The organism is Streptomyces sp. NPDC004721 (genome assembly GCF_053601495.1).
On the sequence record NZ_JBSGBZ010000028.1, the window covers coordinates 94925 to 114228 of the forward strand.

Consider the following 19304-nt stretch of genomic DNA (forward strand, 5'->3'; position numbering starts at 1 on the left):
GGCCTCGCCTCCGCACCCCCGGCGCTTCCGTTTTCGGTCATGCGGAGGTGTGACGGCGGCCGTAGCGGGGAGAAAGCGCCTGGGCATGCCTTCGCTCCCCGCAAGTCATCACTTCGAGTGATTCTCTGGCCCCTGCTTGCAAGTACAACCCGCGGTTGCCACGCTGTTGCTGTCTGTACAACTTGATGGGAGCGGCCAGTGACTTTCGGTGAGCAGCCGGCGTACCTGCGCGTCGCGGATGATCTCCGCAAGAAGATCGTCGACGGTCTGCTGCCCCCGCACACCCGGCTGCCCTCACAAGCCAGAATCCGCGAGGAGTACGGCGTCTCGGACACGGTCGCGCTCGAGGCCCGCAAGGTGCTGATGGCCGAGGGGCTGGTCGAGGGCCGCTCCGGCTCGGGGACGTATGTGCGCGAGCGACCCGTGCCGCGCCGGGTCGCCCGTTCCGGCTTCCGTCTGGCCGGCGGCGCCACGCCGTTCCGGCAGGAGCAGGCCGACGCCGAGGTGCGCGGCACCTGGGAGTCGAGCAGCACGCAGGCCGAGGCGAGCGGCGCCATCGCCGAGCGGCTCGGCATCAAGCCCGGCGACCGCGTGATGCGCACCAAGTACGTGTTCCGGAACGCCGGAGAGGCGATGATGCTCTCCACCTCCTGGGAGCCGCTCGCGCTCACCGGCCGTACCCCCGTCATGCTCCCCGAGGAGGGTCCGCTCGGTGGCATGGGCGTGGTCGAGCGCATGCGCGCCATCGACGTCATCGTCGACAACGTCACCGAGGAGGTCGGCGCCCGCCCCGGCCTCGCCGAGGAACTGCACGCCCTCGGCGGTGTCCCCGGCCATGTCGTGGTCGTCGTCCAGCGCACCTTCTACGCCTCCGGCCGCCCCGTGGAGACGGCCGACGTCGTGATCCCCGCCGACCGCTACCGGGTGGCGTACCACTTGCCGGTGAGGTAGGAGCCGCGCGGTAAGGGTCGTGCGGTGATTCCCCGAGGGTGGTGTGCGCCCCCTCGGTGCCCGGCCCGCCCGCCCCTCTGCCGCGCCGCCCCGCCCGGGCGCCGTATTCCGGCCGTTCTCGCAGGTCGCCACCGCGGCTGCCGCATGCCTCCGAGCGGATGTACAGAGGCCCTCGCACGGCGCGTTCGTCTCCGTGCGCCCCGGGCGGCCGATTCCCATGCTGGCCGGTTGCCTACCTCTTTGTGAAAAGCCGTATTCGCTGCGTGAAGGTTGGGCGTAGGGTCAGGCATATGCGGAGTGCGGTTTCCTCAACGGGCGGGACGCGGCGGGGGCCGGGAGCCGGACGCACAGGGGCGGGAAGGAGCAGTGGGGGCGCGATGAACGACGGCACGATCACCCTTCCCTGGCTCGTCGTCCGGCAGGACGACAACGGCAATCGGTACAGCGTGGGCAGGTACGCCACCCGCGCCGAGGCCCAGAAGATCGCGGAAAGCCTCGACGGTCCGGACACCCAGCTGTACTGGGTCGAGCGGATCGAGCAGAGCGCCGGCGGTGCGGGCGGCGAGGGCTGACCCCTTCACCGGACGCCGGCCCGCTCCCGTAGGCTCCGGCGCATGAGCGAACGGATCGTGGTGGTCGGTGCCGCCCTGCTCGACGGCGGCCGCCTGCTCGCCGCGCGCCGCAGCGCGCCCGCCGAGCTGGCCGGCCGCTGGGAACTGCCCGGCGGCAAGGTCGAGCCCGGTGAACGGCCCGAGGCCGCCCTCGTACGCGAGTTGCGCGAGGAGCTCGGCATCGACACCGAGGCCGTCGAGCGCGTTCCGGGCAACTGGCCCCTGCGACCGCCGTACGAACTCCAGGTGTGGACCGCGCGGCTGCGCCCCGGCTCCGCCGAGCCCAAGCCCCTCCAGGACCACGACGACCTGCGCTGGCTCACCCCGGCCGAGATCTGGAGCGTCCCCTGGCTGGACCAGGACGTGCCCGCCGTGCGGCAGACCCTCACCCACCTCCGAGCCGGCCCGGCGGACGGCGCCCCAGGGGCGTGAGAGTCATCGTGTGCTCCGTCAAAGTCCAGGGCGCACGGGAGACTGGTACCCCGACAGGCAACGTCCGCCCCGTCGCGACACCCGGCATGCTCCCCCGAACTCTTCGAGCAGGGGGACCCCCAGAGCACGCACCGGACGCCGCTCCTTGACGGGCGAACGTTGCCTGCCGCGGCACTAGGGCGCGCTCCGGGTACGCCGTTCGTGCCACACCGCACCGCCGCGAGCGGTACTGCCCCCTGGATACCGGGTATGTCCCCCTTAGTCCTATGAAACCGGACATGGGTGGCGCGCCGGCCTGCGAAGTGATCGGCGTGCCTGGGAAGTGAACGGCGTGATCGACACCGATGGCGACACCGCCGAGTGGACCTTTCCCGCGGATCCCGGCGCGGTGCGCACGGCCCGCGCCGCCGTCCGCGGCAAGCTGCGCAGCTGGGACCTCGACACGCTCGGCGACACCGCGGCCCTGCTGGTGAGCGAACTGGTCACCAACTCCCTGCGGTACGCGACCGGTCCCATCGGCGTTCGGCTGCTGCGCCCCGCGGACCTGCCCAACGTACTCCTGGTCGAGGTCTCCGACCCGCTGCCAGCCCCGCCCCGCGAACGTCCGGCCCGCCTGGACGACGAGTCCGGCCGCGGCCTGCAACTGGTCGCCTCCACCTCCCGCCGCTGGGGCACCCGGCCGGACGACACCGGCAAGACGGTCTGGTTCGAACTGGCCGTCCCGGGGTGAGCGGAGCGGTGGACGGGCCGTACGCGGAGCCCCCACCGCACACCGGTCGGCAGCGGCCTGCCACGGTTGTCCGCGAGCGGGATTCGACCCGGTCCTGCCTGGTTAGAAGACTGATGGTGTTGTGGCAGGACCGGACCGGAAAGCATCGGGATGGTCCTGTGATCGTGAACACCGTGTTGTGCGGCGCCGTAGTGCTGGATACTGCGGGCAGCCGCCCCCGGTGACCGGTGCCGGACGCGGTGAGCTGGAGGGGACGGTTCGCGTGAGCGAGATACCAGCGAAGGCCACGGAGTCCGAGGACCCGTCGGACGGCGCGAGGGCGGGGTCCGCGGGCGGCGGTGCAGCCGACGGGGCGCCGTCCGGGGACGCGATGTGGCAGAGCAGCCCGCCCGGCTCGATGTACGACTACATCAAGGTGGCCTCCTTCTCCATCGGCCCCGACGGACACGTCGACCAGTGGAGCCTGCGCGCCGAGCGGCTCTTCGGCATCCCCGCCGAACGCGCCGTCGGGATGGACCCCATCGAGGCGTTCGTCGACCCCGACCTGCGCGAGCACGGCCAGCGCAAGATGGCCGAGATCCTCGACGGGCGGGAGTGGACCGGCGTGGTTCCCTTCCGGATCCCGGACGGCGAGGACGGCCGGCGCGGTGAGGAGGGACTCGCCGAGGTCTACGTGATGCCGACGACCACGGTGGAGGGCGACAGGGCCGCCGTGTGCACCGTCGTCGACGTCCGCACCCTGCGGCGGATCGAGACCGACCTGGCCGCCTCGCAGGCGATTTTCGGCCAATCCCCGTTCGGTTTCCTGCTGATCGACACCGACCTCAAGGTCCGCCGCGCCAACGAGCGGTTCGCCTCCATCTTCGGCGGCTCGCCGGACGACCACCGCGGCAGGGGCGTGCACGACTACCTGCCGCGCGGCGAGGCCGAGCGGGTCACCGCCACCCTGCGCCGGGTGCTGGAGAACGGGCAGTCCATCACGGACATGCACGTCTCCGGCTTCGTGCCGGGAACCGACGAGCGCCGCCACTGGTCCGTCAACCTCTACCGCGTGCACAGCGGCAGCGGCCGCAGCATCGGCATCGCCTGGCTCGGGACCGACATCACCGCCCGCCGTGACGCCGCCCGCGAGGCCGCCGCCGCGCGGCGCAACCTCGCCCTCCTCAACGAGGCCGGCGCCCGCATCGGCAACTCCCTCGACCTGGAGACCACCGCGCGCGAACTCCTCGACGTCGTGGTCCCCGGCTTCTGCGACCTGGCGACCGTCGACCTCTACCAGGGCCTGCTGGCCGGCGACGAGACCCCGCCCGGCCTCGCCGACGGCAGCGCCGAACTGCGCCGCGTCGCCTTCGCCAGCGCGGTCTCCGGCGCGCCGTTCGGCGGCACCGGCGCACCCGTCGAACTCGGCGCCGTCCATCACTACCCGTTCAACTCGCCCCGCGCGGACGCCCTGCGCACCGCCCGCCCGACGACCGTGCCCGGTGAGGACGGCGGCCTCGTGCAGACCACGCTGGCCGTGCCGATGGTCGCCCACGACACGGTGGTGGGACTCGCGCAGTTCGCCCGGACCAAGGGCAGCGAGCCGTTCGGCCAGCGCGACCGCGAACTCGCCGTCGAACTCGCCGCGCGCGCCGCCGTCTGCATCGACAACGCCCGCCTGTACCGGCGCGAGCACGAACGCGCTCTGATACTGCAGCGGTCCCTGCTCCCGCCCGGCGACCCGGAGGCCTCCGGCCTCGACATCGCCTGCCGCTACCTGCCCGGCAGCGCCGCCACCGGCCGGCCCAGTGAGGTCGGCGGTGACTGGTTCGACGTCATCGAACTCCCCGGCCACCGCACCGCGCTGGTCGTCGGCGACGTCATGGGCCGCGGTCTGCGCGCCGCCGTCGCCATGGGCGAACTGCGCACGGCCGTACGCACGCTGGCCCTGCTCGACCTGGAACCGGCCGAGGTGCTCTCGCAGTTGGACGAGATCGCCCGCGGTCTCGGCGCGCCCGGCGGTGTCCAGCAGGCCACCCGGGCCGCCCGCCGCCCCCGCGAGGCCGACCTCTCCGAGGTGTACCTGGCGACCTGCATCTACGCCGTCTACGACGCGGTCACCCGGCGGTGCACCTTCGCCAACGCCGGCCATCTGCCGCCGGTGCTCGTCGAACCCGGCGAGTCCGCGCTGATGCTGGACGTGCCGCCCGGCATGCCCCTCGGCGTCGGCGGCGAACCCTTCGAGGAGGTGGAGGTCGAACTCCCCGAGGGAGCCCTGCTGGCCCTCTACACCGACGGCCTGGTCGAATCCCGCGACCACCCCCTGGACGAGGGCCTCCAGGCCTTCGTCGGTGCCCTCACGGACCCCTCCCGCCCCCTGGAGGACGTCTGCGACCACATCCTCAACACGCTCGGGTCCCACCACGGCGAGGACGACATCGCGCTGCTGATGGCCCGCGTCCAGGGCCTGCCCGCCGAGTCCGTCGGCGACTGGGCCCTGCCGCGCGAACCGCGCAGCGTCGGCCGCGCCCGCGAGTACGCCCGCGCCCAGCTGACCGCCTGGGACCTCGAACCGCTGATCGACACCACCGAACTCCTCGTCAGCGAACTCGTCACCAACGCCCTGCGCTACGGCGAGGGCGAGATCAGACTCCGTCTCCTGCTCGACCGCACCCTGGTCTGCGAGGTGTGGGACTCCGGCCTCGTCCAGCCGCGCCGCCGCCGCGCCCGCGACACCGACGAGGGCGGCCGCGGCCTCCAGCTCGTGGGCCTGCTCAGCGCCGCCTGGGGATCCCGCCGCACCCCACGCGGCAAGACGGTCTGGTTCGAACTCCCCCTGCCCGACGGGGAGAACGCCCTGACCGACCCGGCGGAGGCGCTGCTGAGCCTGTTCTGACCGCCCCGCTCGGCCACCGGTCTACGCCGCCGGTCCCGGACGGCGCCGTCCCCGGGTCCGCGGGCCGCCGTAGCAGGCGGGCGGGCCGCCGTCGGGATCCTCGGCCAGGAGGATGCCGCCGAGCACCGCTCCGGTGGCGCCGGCGAACGGGTCGGTGGTGGCGGTGTACGGGTTGCCGTGCAGGCGTACGTCCTGCTCCGCGAGGTCGCGGGCCTGGCGGGCCAGGGTGTCGGCGGTCTGCGGGTCGGTCGGGAGGAGGCGCAGTGCCTCCGCCAGCCGGATGCGGGCCGTGGCGCCGACCGCGGCCCGGTGCGTGCCGACGAAGTCGTCGGCGGCGGCGACGGCGCTGCGCGCGACGAGTTCCTCGGCGGCCGACAGGACACCGGCACGCCGGGTACCGACCGGCGCGGTCGCCCGTACGATCCGCCGCAGCGCGTCCAGCGGGTCGTACGGCCCCGCGGCCGGCTCGGCGTGTACGCGTACGTGGGCCAGCTCCAGGTCGGCGTGCGTGACACGGGCGCGCAGCTCGCCGGCGGCGACGTCGGCGGGGACGGCCGCCGAGGACGTGCCCGGCACGAGGGCGGGTGCCTCGCCGGAGGCGGTGGCCGTTTCCGGAGCCGGGCCGTCGGCCGTACGCTGCGCGGGCTTGCGGGACTTGGCGGACTTCGGGAGGCCCGGGACGGGCGCGGTGGCACGGTCCGGGTCGCCGGTCAGTTGCGCGGCGGCGGACTCGGCCGCTCGCCGGATCGCCTCGAGGTCCGCCTCCGCGCCGCTGAGCGCCGCCGGTACGAGTCGCTCGGCGGTCGACAGCTCCTCGGCCAGCCGCTCGACGCCGTGCACGAACACCGCGATCTGGGCGACCGCGCCCTCGGCCACGCGCAGGTGACAGGCGGCGGCCAGGGGGTTCCCCGAGTCTGCCGACTGGCGGGCCCGGTTCAGCCGGGAGGTGGCCAGCAGCAGCCGGTCCTTGGCCTGCTCCACGTGTCCCGTGACCGATGCGACGGCCGCCGGCCCGTACCGTTCGCGGAGCCCGGCGACGGTCGAGGCGGCGGTCCCCGTGCGCCCCGCCAACTTCCGGAACCGCGCCTCGGCGACCTCCAGCGCCTCACCCGGTCCCCGCTCCAGGCCGCGCAGTTCGTCGAACGCGGCGGCCTCCGCGTCCAGCAGCCGCCCCGCCTCCTCGCAGCGCCCGACCACGCCGGCCAGCGCCTGCCGCCGGGCGGCCGCGTCCGCGGGGACCCCGTGGTCGTACCGCTCCCGCATCCGGCAGGCGGCGGCGAGCTCCGCCTCCGCCTCCCGCACCGCCCGTGCGAACGGCTCGACGGCCGCCGCGCCGAACCGCGCCTCGACGAAGCCGAGTTCCTCCCGGCTGGTGCGCACCCAGTCGTCCGCGAGGGGGATCAACTCCATTGACCTGCCGCCGAGTTCACCGGACGGCGGTGGCGACCGCCGCGGCGCGGAGGGCGGGGAGGGGCCGCCACCGGGGGTCGTACGGGTCCTGGCCCGCCGGGTCCGCCGGACGTACCCGTACCCGGCGAGCGCCCCCGCCGCGCCCACCGCCACGAGCGGCAGGGCGAGATAGCCCGGTGACGTCTCGTCCTGCCGCGGTGCGGCGGTGGCGGCCACCGGACAGGTCTGGGGGAGCGCAACCGCGGCGCCGCTGTTGATCGTCATCCCCGGAAGCACCAGCCACACGAGGCCCGCGGCGCCACACAGCATCGTGTGCGCCACCCGCCCCGGCAGGCGGCGGGTCGCGCGCCGCGGCCGGGCCGCCCGGAACACCGATGCCGTCACATTCGGGAGCGTATGACCGCCCGAGCAGCCACGCGACCGGGCCGCGGCACTGGTGGGGCCGACGGGACACGGCAACGCGGGAGAGGACACCAGCATGAAGAACACCACCGGCAGACAAGAGACGTCCGACACGGGAAGCGGGACCGGCGCCCCCGGTGGGGAGGACGCGTCCGGTACGGACGACACCACCGGCGGTCGGGGGACCGCTGGCGCGGAGCCGGCGTCCGACCTGGGGGGCGAGACCGGTGCGGGTGGCGCCGGCGGCACGCACGACAGCCCCGGCGCGGAGAGCCGGACCGGCAGGGACGGCACAGCCGGCGCGGAGAATGCCTCCGGCACGGATGGCATCACCGGCGGTCGGGGGACCGCTGGCGCGGAGCCGGCGTCCGACCCGGGGAGCGCGACTGGTGCGGGTGGCACCGGCGGCACGCACGACAGCCCCGGCGCGGAAAGCGCGAGCGGCAGGGCCGGGATCACCGGCGGGGAGAACGCGTCCGGCACGGGCGACATCACCGGCGGGCGAGAGACCGCTGGCGCGGGGAGCGCCTCCAACGCAGAGAGCGCGACCGGTACGGGCGACACCGGCGGCACGCACGACGCCGTCGGCGCGGAGCCCGCGAGCGGCAGGGTCGGGATCACCGGCGGGGAGGGCGCGTCCGGTACGGACGATACCGCCGACGGGCAGGCGACCCCGGGCACGGAAAGCGCGACCGGCAAGGACGACAGCAGCCGCGCGGGGAACGCTACCGGTACGGACGCCACCACCGGCATGGCGCACGCGTCCGGTCCGGACGGCACCGCCGCCGGGCAAGAGGTCGGCGACGCGCAACGTACCGCGGACACGACGCCCTCCGACCCCGGCCAGGGGCGCGCTGGTCCGCCGCCCCGGCGGCGCCGTGGGCTGCGTTGGCTTCGTCGTGTCGCCCTCGGTGTCGTTCTGCTGCTGGTGTTGCCGCTGCTCGCCGCCGAGACCGCCCTGCGGGTGAACTACACGGGCGACCCCGCCGACGGGACGTACACCAGGGGCCAGGACGCGATCTGGCTGGGCCACGCCTGGGTGGACGGCCGGAAGAAGGACGCCGATGTCGCCGCCCTCGCCCGCCGGCTGCGCGGCACCGGCATCCGCGACCTGTATGTGCACGCGGGCCCGCTCGAACACGACGGCACGCTTTCCAAGTCCTCCTATCCCAGGGCCCGTTGGCTGATACCCGCCGTGCACCGCGCGCTGCCCGGCGTCCGTGTGCAGGCCTGGCTAGGCGACGAGCTGGCCACCGAGAGCCCGGACGGGATGCGGCTGGAACGGGCCGAGGCGCGCGCGGCCGTGGTCACCTCCACCCGCGAGATCCTGGCGGCCGGTTTCGACGGCGCCCACTTCGACCTGGAGCCGCTGCACTCCGGCGACCGCGACTACCTCGGCCTCCTCGACGACCTGCGCGCCGTCACCCGAGCCCACGGCGTCCCCCTGTCCGTCGCCGCCCACCAGATCGACCCGCTGCCCGCCTTCCACTCCCTGTGGGGCACGCTCACCAACCACCCCAAGTGGTGGTCGCAGGCGTACTTCGCCCAGGTCGCCCGCCGCGTCGACCAGATCGCCCTGATGTCGTACGACACCATGCAGCCGCTGCCGAGCCTGTACGGCGGCTACGTCGCCCAGCAGACCTCCCTCGCCCTGGAGGTCACCCCGCCCACGACCGACCTGTTGATGGGCCTGCCGTTCTTCCACGACAACCGCTTCGGCCACCGCGCCTCCGCCGAAACGGTCCCCGCCGCCGTCCGCGGCGTCCGTCTCGGCCTCTCCCGCACGGACCCCGGCCGCGAGCGCTTCGGCGTCGCCCTGTACGTCGACTTCGCCGCCACGGAGGACGACTGGACCGCGTACCGGGAAGGCTGGACCGACCTGTCATGATCACGGCATCGATGGGAGGATGAGCGGTATGCACTCGATGGCGATGGGGACGACCGCACTGGCCCTCGTGGTTGTGGCGGGAGTGGCAGTGATCGGGATCCTGGGGATCACGACCGGTTGGGTGCCGCCGGTCGGCTGGAAAAAGGTCCTGCGGCCCAAGCTGTGGGGGTACGGCACACTGACCGCTGCCGTCGGCATGGGCGCGTTCCTGTGCGTCGGCCCGCTCAGCAGCAGGCCGGCCGCCCACTTCAACCTCGCGCTGGTGGGCATGGCCGTGTTCTTCCTGGGCTCGTTCCTTCAGTACCTGGCCCAGCGCCCCGCCCGCACGGACTCCCTGAACCAGCCCCTGTGAAGGGACCTAGGACGACCGCCGCCCGATCTTCGAGCCCAGCCACACCAGCGGGTCGTACTTGCGGTCAACCGCCCGTTCCTTCAGGGGGATCAGCGCGTTGTCGGTGATCCTGATGCCCTCGGGGCAGACCTCCGTGCAGCACTTGGTGATGTTGCAGTAGCCCAGGCCGTGGTCGTCCTGGGCCGCACGCTTGCGGTCCAGGCCCGAGTCCGCGGCGGCGTCCAGCGGGTGCATGTCGAGTTCGGCGACGCGCATCAGGAAGCGGGGGCCCGCGTACGCCCGCTTGTTGTCCTCGTGGTCGCGTACGACATGGCACACGTCCTGGCACAGGAAGCACTCGATGCACTTGCGGAACTCCTGCGGCCGGTCCACGTCCTCCTGGAACATGCGGTACTCGCCGGGACCGAGACCGGCCGGCGGGACGAAGGCCGGGACCTCGCGCGCCTTGGCGTAGTTGTAGCCGACGTCCGTCACCAGGTCGCGGACGACCGGGAAGGTCCGCAGCGGGGCGACGGTGACCGTCTCCTCGGGCTCGAAGACCGACATGCGGGTCATGCACATCAGCCGGGGCCGCCCGTTGATCTCCGCGGAGCACGAACCGCACTTGCCCGCCTTGCAGTTCCAGCGCACGGCGAGGTCCGGCGCCTGGGTGGCCTGGATCCTGTGGATGATGTCCAGGACCACCTCGCCGTCGTTGACCTCGACCGCGAAGTCCTCCAGGCCCCCGTCCCGAGCGTCACCCCGCCACACCTTGAAGCGGGCCTCATAGCTGCTCACTCGTACAGCTCCTCTTCGGCGAGGTACTTGACCAGCTCCTCCTTCTCGAAGAGGGCGAGCAGGTCGGGGCGGATGGGTTCGGTGGTCTCCCGGGAGAGGGCGATCTGGCCGCGCACGGGGTCCGTAGCCGCCAGCCCGCCCGTCGGGTCGGTCAGCCGGCACAGCAGGTTGATCCGGCGCCAGGCGCGCTCCATCGACGGGCAGTCCTCGCGGGTGTGCCCGCCGCGCGACTCCGTGCGCTCCAGCGCGGACCGCGCCACGCACTCGCTGACCAGCAGCATGTTCCGCAGGTCGAGCGCGAGGTGCCAGCCGGGGTTGAACTGCCGGTGCCCCTCGACCCCGGCCCGCCGCGCCCGCACCCGAAGCTCGGCGAGTTTCTTCAGCGCCTGCTCCATCTCGCCCTCGCGGCGGATGATGCCGACCAGGTCGTTCATGGTCTGCTGGAGTTCCTGGTGCAGGGTGTACGGGTTCTCCGGCGGCCCGTCGACCGGTTCCCCGCCCTGCGCGCCCTCCGCCGAGAAGGGCCGCAGCGCCTCCGCGGCCGCCGCGTCCACCTGGGCGCCGTCCACGGCCGGGCGTTCGCGCGCCGCCCCCTGCGCGTACTCGGCCGCGTGCCACCCGGCCCGGCGGCCGAACACCAGCAGGTCGGACAGCGAGTTGCCGCCGAGCCGGTTGGAGCCGTGCATGCCGCCGGCGACCTCCCCGGCCGCGAACAGTCCCGGCACCCCGCGGGCCGCCGCCGTGTCGGAGTCGACCGCGATGCCGCCCATGACGTAGTGGCAGGTCGGCCCGACCTCCATCGGCTCCGCCGTGATGTCGACGTCGGCCAGTTCCTTGAACTGGTGGTACATCGAGGGCAGCCGGCGCCGGACGACCTCGGCCGGCATCCGTGTCGACACGTCGAGGAACACTCCGCCGTGCGGTGAGCCGCGGCCCGCCTTGACCTCGGAGTTGATCGCGCGGGCGACCTCGTCCCGGGGCAGCAGCTCCGGCGGGCGCCGGTTGTGGTCCGGGTCCTCGTACCAGCGGTCCGCCTCGTCCTCCGACTCGGCGTACTTCTCCTTGAAGACGTCGGGGATGTAGTCGAACATGAACCGCTTGTCCTCGGAGTTGCGCAGCACCCCGCCGTCGCCGCGGACCGACTCGGTGACGAGGATGCCCTTCACCGACGGCGGCCAGACCATGCCCGTCGGATGGAACTGAACGAACTCCATGTTCAGCAGCGGCGCCCCGGCGAGCAGCGCGAGCGCGTGCCCGTCGCCGGTGTACTCCCACGAGTTGGACGTCACCTTGAACGACTTGCCGATGCCGCCGGTCGCGATGACGACCGCGGGCGCCTCCAGCACGAAGAAGCGGCCGGACTCGCGATCGTAGGCGAAGACCCCGCAGACACGGTCGCCCGTGGCGGAGCCGCTGTCAGGCGCGGTCTTGAGGATCCTCGTCACCGTGCACTCCTGGAAGACCTTCAGACGGGACTCGTAGTCCCCGGTCTCCCTCTTGTCCTCCTGCTGCAACGAGACGATCTTCTGCTGGAGCGTCCGGATCAGCTCCAGGCCCGTACGGTCGCCGACGTGCGCCAGGCGCGGGTACTCGTGCCCGCCGAAGTTGCGCTGCGAGATCCGGCCGTCCTTCGTACGGTCGAACAGCGCGCCCCAGGTCTCCAGCTCCCACACCCGCTGCGGCGCCTCCTGCGCGTGCAGCTCGGCCATCCGCCACTGGTTGAGGAACTTGCCGCCGCGCATGGTGTCGCGGAAGTGGACCTGCCAGTTGTCGTGCTCGTTGACGTTGGCCATGGCCGCCGCGATGCCGCCCTCGGCCATCACCGTGTGCGCCTTGCCGAACAGCGACTTGCAGATCACCGCGGTACGCGCCCCGCGCTCGCGCGCCTCGATCGCGGCCCGCAGCCCGGCGCCGCCCGCGCCGACCACGACGACGTCCCACTCCTGCCGGTCCACCACGGACATCACAAGGCCCCACTCGTCGTACTCATCAGAAGAACCGCGGATCGTCGAAGACGCCGGAGGCGACCAGGTACACGTAGAAGTCGGCGAGCGCCACGCTGAACAGCGAGGCCCAGGCCAGCTGCATGTGGCGGGCGTTCAGCCGGCTCACGAACTGCCAGAGGCGGTAGCGCACCGGATGCTTCGAGAAGTGCTTGAGCTTCCCGCCCACGATGTGCCGGCAGGAGTGGCAGGAGACCGTGTACGCCCAGATCAGCAGGATGTTGACCAGGAAGACCACGGTGCCGAGGCCCATGTGGCCCCAGCGGTAGTGCTGGTCGCGGAAGGCCAGCACGGTGTCGTAGGTCAGCACGCCGGCGACCAGGATCGCCGCGTAGAAGAAGTACCGGTGGACGTTCTGCAGGATCAGCGGGAAGCGGGTCTCACCGGTGTACTTCCGGTGCGGCTCGGCGACCGCGCAGGCCGGCGGGGACGCCCAGAAGCCCCGGTAGTACGCCTTGCGGTAGTAGTAGCAGGTCAGCCGGAAGCCCAGCGGGAAGATCAGGATGATGATCGCCGGGGAGATCGCCCACCAGCTGCCGAACAGGTCGGCGTTGGGTCCCGCGTGCATGGTCCGGCAGTTCTGCGCCAGGCACGGCGAGTAGAACGGCGAGACGTACGGCGCCGCGTAGTAGTGCGCGTTCGCGAAAGCCCGCCAGGTCGAGTACACGACGAACGCGAACAGTCCGGCCGCAGTGGCGGCGGGCGCCAGCCACCAGCGGTCGGTCCGCAGATGCCGGGCGGCGATCGCGGCCCGCCCGGGGGAGCGGACACCGCCGCCGAGCGGATGGGGTTGTGTGCCGGGAGGTTCCGTACCTGTGGCCAATGCGGGACGCACCTTCCTGTCGGGCTCGCCTCCGGGGCACTGGAGCCGGTGTCGAGCCCCTTCGGGTCATGCGCGGTCGGGTTCAGGGGGCGTGGCGGTCGCGGGCGCCGAGTCCCTCGTCGTCCGAGTCCGTCCACAGGGAGACGTCGTAGGGAGCGTCGGAGATGGTGACGAGCGAGGGCCGCTGGGGGGCTGCTTGGCCCTGGGAGGCCTCACGCAGCAGGGCGACGCTCTCCCGCAGGTGGTCGGCGTCGGTACGCACGCGGCGTATCTCCAGCCCGCCACCGAGTTGCTGCTCCAGTCGGCCCACCGACCGCAGCAGATCGTCGAGGGCTCGCTGGACCGACGTCAGGTCGTCGTGCACGGACATGACGTGACCTCGCTTCCATGGGCGTACAGCCCTAGGCGGCAACGTTCATGCGCCTGCGAGTGTTGCGCGTCACACCTGTCGGTGGGAAGGGATGTGCCGCGATTGGCGGATTGCACATCCCACACGCACGCCCGCACGCGCTCTGTGTGCGCCGGGGACCACCTGCGCCGAACGGGTGACCTTCCGGACCCGCTCCGCCGTGTCGCCTCCGGCTGACGAACCCTTTCCCCTTCAGTGGGCCGTAGATCTGATGAACACCAAAATACCGCCAAATGGGATCAAACCCCACCCGTGCCACCGGCGGGAGCGGCTCCACGGAGGTAGCACAGATGTCCTACGACGGTGTCCGTCCGCGCGCGGTCATGCGCTCGGCCGCCTTCCTGACCGCCGGCGCCCTCGCGGTGCCACTCCTCGCCGGCTGCGGCTCGGACGACGAGGGCAGCAAGCCGCTGGCCGCCCAGGACATCGCGCCCGCAGCCCGCAAGCAGATCGCCGACGGAGGCAGGCTGCGCTGGGCGGTGGACGCGATGCCGCAGACACTGAACGCCTTCCAGGCGGACGCCGACGCCGGCACCACCCGCATCGCCCAGGCAGTGCTGCCCACCATGTTCCGGCTCGACGCGAACGGCCACCCTCAGCCCGACGCCGACTACCTGGACTCCGCCCGGGTGGTCGAGACCGAGCCCAAGCAGGTCGTCGTCTACCGGCTCAACCAGCAGGCCGTCTGGAGCGACGGCCGCGAGGTCGGCGCCGCCGACTTCGCCGCCCAGTGGCGCGCCCTGTCCGGCAAGAACTCGGCGTACTGGACCGCCCGCAACGCCGGGTACGACCGCATCGAGAAGATCGAGCGCGGCGCCAACGACCTGGAGGTCCGGGTCACCTTCGCCCGCCCCTACGCCGACTGGCGGTCGCTGTTCTCGCCGCTGTACCCCAAGGACGTCATGGGCACCGCGAACGCCTTCAACGACGGCGCCCGCAGGAAGCTGGCGGTCAGCGCCGGACCGTTCGCCGTGCAGAAGATCGACACCAAGACCAAGGACGTCGTCCTCGGCCGCAACCCGCGCTGGTGGGGCCGTCAGGTCAAGCTGTCCGAGATCGTGCTGCACGAGGTGCCGCGCGACAAGCGGGCCGCCGCCCTCGCCGAGGGTTCCGTGGACGTGGCCGACATCGACCCCGCCGACGTCCCGCGGATCACGTCCGCCGGCGCCCGGGGCGGCAGCCCCCTCCATGGCCCGGCCGGCAGCCGCACCGCCGCCAGGGCGCTGCTCTCCTGGGCGGTGCTGCACGGCTCCGACGACAAGGCCGCCGACCGCGAGCGCCGCGCCCTGGCGGCGGAGCGCACGTCGCTCACCACATACCTGCGGCAGCAGCAGGTGCTGCGCGACTTCCAGGTGCGCAAGTCGCTGGAGCCCGCGTACACCCAGCTCGCCCTCAACGGCTCCGCGGGCCCCCTGGCCGACGAGCGCGTCCGCCGCGCGGTGGCGCACGCGCTGGACCGCAAGGAACTCGCCGAGATCGCCCTGAAGCCGCTCGGCCTGCCCTCGGTCCCGGTCGGCAGCCACCTCGCCGTGTCCGGCCAGAACGCCTACGCCGACAGCAGCGACGCCCTCGGCGGCCAGGACGCCGCCCAGGCGCGGGACCTGCTCGCGGACGCCGGCTGGGTGCCCGGCCCGGTCAAGGAGCAGAAGGACCCCAAGAAGCCCGCGAAGCCCGAGAAGCCCGACAAGGCGGCCGGCGGCGAGGGCCACCACGGCTCACAGAACTCCGCCGGGGACGGCGACGGGACGTACATCGTCGGCCAGAACGACCACGCGGAGGACGGCAAGGCACCCGGCCCGAGCGAGCAGGAGCGGGACCACAAGGACCAGCAGGAGCAGCGCGGGCCGGGCGACGAGGGCGCCAGGCAACTCGCCCAGGACGGCAGGCAGTACACGAACGACCACCTCAAGCAGGGCAGCGCGCCCGGTGCCTACGCCCCCAAGGGCACCGCCGCGCCGCGGCCCGGTGCCGCCGCCGGGCCGCTGGCCAAGGACGGCAAGCCGCTCACGCTGCGCTTCGTGGTTCCTTCCGGCCCCGGCTCGGACACGCTGCGCAAGGTGGCCGACCGGGTCACCGCCATGCTCAAGAAGGTCGGCGTCGGCACGGAGATCACCAGGGTCCCCGACGAGAGCTACTTCCGGGACCACATCGCCTCCGGGCAGTTCGACCTCGCGCTGTACTCCTGGCCCGCCTCCGCCTGGCCGGCCACCGACGCCCGCCCCATCTACGCCAAGCCCGTACCGGCCGCCGACGGCTCCCTGAATGTCCAGCAGAACTACACCCGCGTCGGCACCGACCAGGTCGACCAGCTCTTCGACCAGGCCATCACCACCCTGGACGAGGGGGAGCAGGCCGGCCTGCTGCGCAAGGCCGACGCCCGCATCTGGGCGGCGGCCGGCTCGATCCCCCTCTACCAGCGTCCCCAGCTGACGGTCGTCCGCAAGAACCTCGTGAACGTCGGGGCCTTCGGTTTCCAGACCCCCGTCTACGAGGACATGGGCTTCCTGAAGAAGGGGGCGAAGCCGTCGGGCGGCGCGTCGCCGAAGGGCTGAGACCGGCAGGCCACGGCCGGAAAGCCGCGGTCGGGCGACCTCCGAGGGCCCGTCGGCCCCGGGGGTCGCCACCCTTTTCGGGAGAAGCCTGATTTGTGATCGCGCGGACACACTCCGCGTTTTGGCGGGCGCTTGCCCCGCCCTTTTTTTCGGGCGCACCTCGGCGGCCCGTACCATGGGTTGAGGCCGTGGCGTGTCCCGCCCGGCAGGGCCCGCGTAACACCGACGTACGCGCAGGTCGTCCGCACACTTCGGGAGTACGCCTCACTATGGCCACGCGCCACGACATCCGCAACGTCGCCATCGTCGCCCACGTCGACCACGGCAAGACCACCATCGTCGACGCCATGCTGAAGCAGGCCGGCGCCTTCGCCGCGCACCAGCTCGACCAGGTCGACGAACGCATGATGGACTCGAACGACCTGGAGCGTGAGAAGGGCATCACGATCCTCGCCAAGAACACGGCGGTGAAGTACCACCCCAAGGACGGCGGGGAGCCCATCACGATCAACATCATCGACACCCCCGGCCACGCCGACTTCGGTGGCGAGGTCGAGCGCGGCCTGTCGATGGTCGACGGCGTCGTCCTGCTCGTCGACGCCTCCGAGGGCCCGCTGCCGCAGACCCGCTTCGTGCTGCGCAAGGCCCTCCAGGCCCGGCTGCCCGTGATCCTCTGCATCAACAAGACGGACCGGCCCGACGCCCGGATCGACGAGGTCGTCAACGAGGCCTACGACCTGTTCCTGGACCTGGACGCCGACGAGGACCAGATCGAGTTCCCGATCGTCTACGCGTGCGGCCGGGACGGCATCGCCTCGCTGACCAAGCCGGAGGACGGCACGGTCCCCTCCGACTCCACAAACCTGGAGCCGTTCTTCTCCACGATCCTCCAGCACATCCCGGCCCCCGTCTACGACGAGGCCGCCCCCCTCCAGGCGCACGTCACCAACCTCGACGCGGACAACTTCCTCGGCCGTATCGCGCTGCTGCGCGTGGAGCAGGGCGAGCTGCGCAAGGGCCAGACGGTCGCGTGGATCAAGCGCGACGGCTCCGTGCAGAACGTGCGGATCTCCGAGCTGATGATGACCGAGGCGCTCACCCGCAAGCCCGCCGAGAAGGCCGGCCCCGGTGACATCTGCGCCGTCGCGGGCATCCCGGACATCATGATCGGCGAGACCCTCGCGGACACCGAGAACCCCGTCCCGCTGCCGCTGATCACGGTCGACGAGCCGGCGATCTCCATGACCATCGGCACCAACACCTCCCCGCTGGTCGGCCGCGGCGGCACCGGCAAGGGCGCCGACGCGAAGGCGGCCGTGAAGGACCGCAAGGTCACCGCCCGCCAGGTCAAGGACCGCCTGGAGCGCGAGCTGATCGGTAACGTCTCGCTGCGCGTCCTGGACACCGAGCGCCCGGACGCCTGGGAGGTGCAGGGCCGCGGCGAGCTGGCGCTGGCCATCCTGGTCGAGCAGATGCGCCGTGAGGGCTTCGAGCTGACCATCGGCAAGCCACAGGTGGTCACCAAGGAGGTCGACGGCAAGGTTCACGAGCCGGTCGAGCGCATGACGATCGACGTGCCCGAGGAGCACATGGGCGCCGTCACGCAGCTCATGGGCGTGCGAAAGGGCCGGATGGACAACATGTCCAACCACGGCTCCGGCTGGGTCCGCATGGAGTTCGTCGTGCCCTCCCGGGGCCTGATCGGCTTCCGCACCGAGTTCCTGACCCAGACCCGCGGCACGGGCATCGGCCACTCGATCCACGAGGGTCACGAGCCCTGGTTCGGCGCGCTGCAGACCCGTAACAACGGCTCCCTGGTCGCCGACCGTTCCGGTGCCGTCACCGCGTTCGCGATGACGAACCTCCAGGAGCGCGGCGTGCTCTTCGTGGATCCGGGCACCGAGGTGTACGAGGGCATGATCGTCGGTGAGAACTCCCGCTCCGACGACATGGACGTCAACATCACCAAGGAGAAGAAGCTCACCAACATGCGGTCGTCGTCGGCCGACTCGTTCGAGGCGATCGTCCCGCCGCGCAAGCTCTCCCTGGAGCAGTCGCTGGAGTTCTGCCGCGACGACGAGTGCGTCGAGGTGACCCCGGAGGCGGTCCGCATCCGCAAGGTCGTCCTCGACCAGCGCGACCGCGCCCGCGCCGCCAGCCGCGCCAAGCACAGCTGAGGAACGGCCGGGGCCGCTCCCCGGCCCGTCCTCGCTTCCAGGCGCCCACCCGGCGGTACGCGGGTGGGCGCCTGTTTCCCGCCGGTCGGCGACCGGCGGGCCGGTACAGGGTTTTCCCTATAACGGGGCGTCAGATCTGGCCTCCGAGCCCCACCTGTGGGAGCTTCGCCGGTGTCGCCACGGCCGGAATCCGCGGCTCGGCCGTCCTCGCCCGGCCCGTGAGACAGCACCGGTGGTGTCGGCATGGGCTCAACCGCCGGTCGGCGCAACCGGTTTTCCCTCTCCCTTGTCCGCTATCCGGACAGCGAAGCCCGATAGTTGTGTAACAAGTCCGTTTCGCTGTGATCTTTCACGAAACCCTTTGTCCGGATTTTGGGAGAAGTAGACGTCAGGTGTGATCGAACCGAAACCTTGAAGGTGTGGTTCGTTCCCGTTCGGATGGCAGATAGTTAGGCGCGTAGAGCTCGGAACAACGGGTCACGCGCTGCAGCCGGCGACGACTCGCGAGCGCGGGGGGCACCTGACGATTTCAGGCACCGGTGACGGTGATGCGTCGTGTGTCCCTCCATGCGGTGAACCAATGGACTCATGAGGAGGAGCCCCATGCGTGGTGCCAAGAGCGCCAAGTGGGTTGCGATGGCCGCGGTTGTGGCACTGGGCGTGACGGCCTGTGGCGGCGGTGGCAGCGACAAGGGCAGTGGCAAGAAGGCCGCGATCGACCCGACCGGTAAGTTCTCCATCGAGGTCGGCGAGCCGCAGAACCCGCTGCAGCCGGCGAACACCATGGAGTCCAACGGCAGCATTGTCATCAAGTCGCTCTTCTCCGGGCTCGTCGACTACGACCAGAGCGGCAAGACCGTCTACGTCAATGCCCAGTCGATCGACTCGACGGACAACAAGACCTTCACGGTC

Annotated in this window: 14 protein-coding genes and 1 pseudogene; 10 read left to right on the forward strand and 5 right to left on the reverse strand. The window is 72.0% G+C overall.

The features are described from left to right. The first annotated feature begins 198 nt into the window (after window positions 1-198). The 5 genes from ACWEK3_RS25075 (at window position 199) to ACWEK3_RS25095 (ending at window position 5599) form a co-directional block, all read left to right on the forward strand. The gene (locus tag ACWEK3_RS25075; protein WP_365417901.1) at window positions 199-951 is read left to right on the forward strand and encodes a GntR family transcriptional regulator; all 753 of its coding nucleotides are present in this window, start codon (window positions 199-201) and stop codon (window positions 949-951) included. 377 nt (window positions 952-1328) lie between these two features. After that, window positions 1329-1523, forward strand: coding sequence for an SPOR domain-containing protein (locus tag ACWEK3_RS25080; RefSeq protein ID WP_453250646.1), 195 nt, complete (start codon window positions 1329-1331; stop codon window positions 1521-1523). A gap of 42 nt (window positions 1524-1565) precedes the next feature. Beyond that, complete coding sequence (locus ACWEK3_RS25085; protein WP_453250647.1) at window positions 1566-1994, forward strand: (deoxy)nucleoside triphosphate pyrophosphohydrolase; 429 nt, start codon at window positions 1566-1568, stop codon at window positions 1992-1994. 322 nt (window positions 1995-2316) lie between these two features. Beyond that, entirely contained in the window at window positions 2317-2724 is a 408-nt protein-coding gene (locus ACWEK3_RS25090) for an ATP-binding protein (RefSeq protein WP_450546540.1), read from the forward strand. A gap of 262 nt (window positions 2725-2986) precedes the next feature. Further along, the gene (locus ACWEK3_RS25095; RefSeq protein ID WP_453250648.1) at window positions 2987-5599 is read left to right on the forward strand and encodes a SpoIIE family protein phosphatase; all 2613 of its coding nucleotides are present in this window, start codon (window positions 2987-2989) and stop codon (window positions 5597-5599) included. A gap of 21 nt (window positions 5600-5620) precedes the next feature. Here the strand turns inward: ACWEK3_RS25095 and ACWEK3_RS25100 are convergent, their stop codons facing one another. Then, entirely contained in the window at window positions 5621-7393 is a 1773-nt protein-coding gene (locus ACWEK3_RS25100) for a hypothetical protein (RefSeq protein ID WP_453250649.1), read from the reverse strand. 769 nt (window positions 7394-8162) lie between these two features. On the opposite strand from ACWEK3_RS25100, the gene ACWEK3_RS25105 reads away from it, so the two are divergent. Together ACWEK3_RS25105 and ACWEK3_RS25110 are read left to right on the forward strand one after the other, a co-directional pair. Next, window positions 8163-9299: a hypothetical protein gene (locus ACWEK3_RS25105; RefSeq protein ID WP_453250651.1), complete on the forward strand. Its 1137-nt coding sequence runs from the start codon at window positions 8163-8165 to the stop codon at window positions 9297-9299. A 19-nt stretch (window positions 9300-9318) separates the two neighbouring features. Then, a complete protein-coding gene (locus ACWEK3_RS25110) occupies window positions 9319-9651 on the forward strand; it encodes a hypothetical protein (RefSeq protein WP_453250650.1) in 333 nt (110 codons plus the stop codon). Window positions 9652-9657: 6 nt separating this feature from the next. Here ACWEK3_RS25110 and ACWEK3_RS25115 read toward each other — a convergent pair whose 3' ends face one another. The 4 genes from ACWEK3_RS25115 to ACWEK3_RS25130 form a co-directional block, all read right to left on the reverse strand. Next, the gene (locus tag ACWEK3_RS25115; RefSeq protein WP_450546545.1) at window positions 9658-10428 is read right to left on the reverse strand and encodes a succinate dehydrogenase/fumarate reductase iron-sulfur subunit; all 771 of its coding nucleotides are present in this window, start codon (window positions 10426-10428) and stop codon (window positions 9658-9660) included. Next, the gene (locus ACWEK3_RS25120) at window positions 10425-12392 is read right to left on the reverse strand and encodes a fumarate reductase/succinate dehydrogenase flavoprotein subunit (RefSeq protein ID WP_450546546.1); all 1968 of its coding nucleotides are present in this window, start codon (window positions 12390-12392) and stop codon (window positions 10425-10427) included. Before ACWEK3_RS25120 ends, ACWEK3_RS25115 begins: the two co-directional genes overlap by 4 nt. A gap of 25 nt (window positions 12393-12417) precedes the next feature. Then, the gene (locus tag ACWEK3_RS25125) at window positions 12418-13254 is read right to left on the reverse strand and encodes a hypothetical protein (RefSeq protein WP_450546547.1); all 837 of its coding nucleotides are present in this window, start codon (window positions 13252-13254) and stop codon (window positions 12418-12420) included. 82 nt (window positions 13255-13336) lie between these two features. Then, window positions 13337-13624 (reverse strand): hypothetical protein, encoded by a 288-nt coding sequence (locus tag ACWEK3_RS25130; RefSeq protein WP_361413207.1) that lies wholly within the window; start codon window positions 13622-13624, stop codon window positions 13337-13339. Between the two features lie 329 nt (window positions 13625-13953). Between ACWEK3_RS25130 and ACWEK3_RS25135 the strand changes: the two genes are divergently transcribed. The 3 genes and pseudogenes from ACWEK3_RS25135 to ACWEK3_RS25145 form a co-directional block, all read left to right on the forward strand. Beyond that, window positions 13954-16215 (forward strand): ABC transporter family substrate-binding protein, encoded by a 2262-nt coding sequence (locus ACWEK3_RS25135; protein ID WP_450546548.1) that lies wholly within the window; start codon window positions 13954-13956, stop codon window positions 16213-16215. A 269-nt stretch (window positions 16216-16484) separates the two neighbouring features. Further along, window positions 16485-18392, forward strand: coding sequence for a translational GTPase TypA (gene typA, locus ACWEK3_RS25140; RefSeq protein WP_361413208.1), 1908 nt, complete (start codon window positions 16485-16487; stop codon window positions 18390-18392). A 603-nt stretch (window positions 18393-18995) separates the two neighbouring features. Continuing rightward, window positions 18996-19304 (forward strand): annotated as a pseudogene (locus tag ACWEK3_RS25145) (ABC transporter substrate-binding protein); the annotation flags it as partial.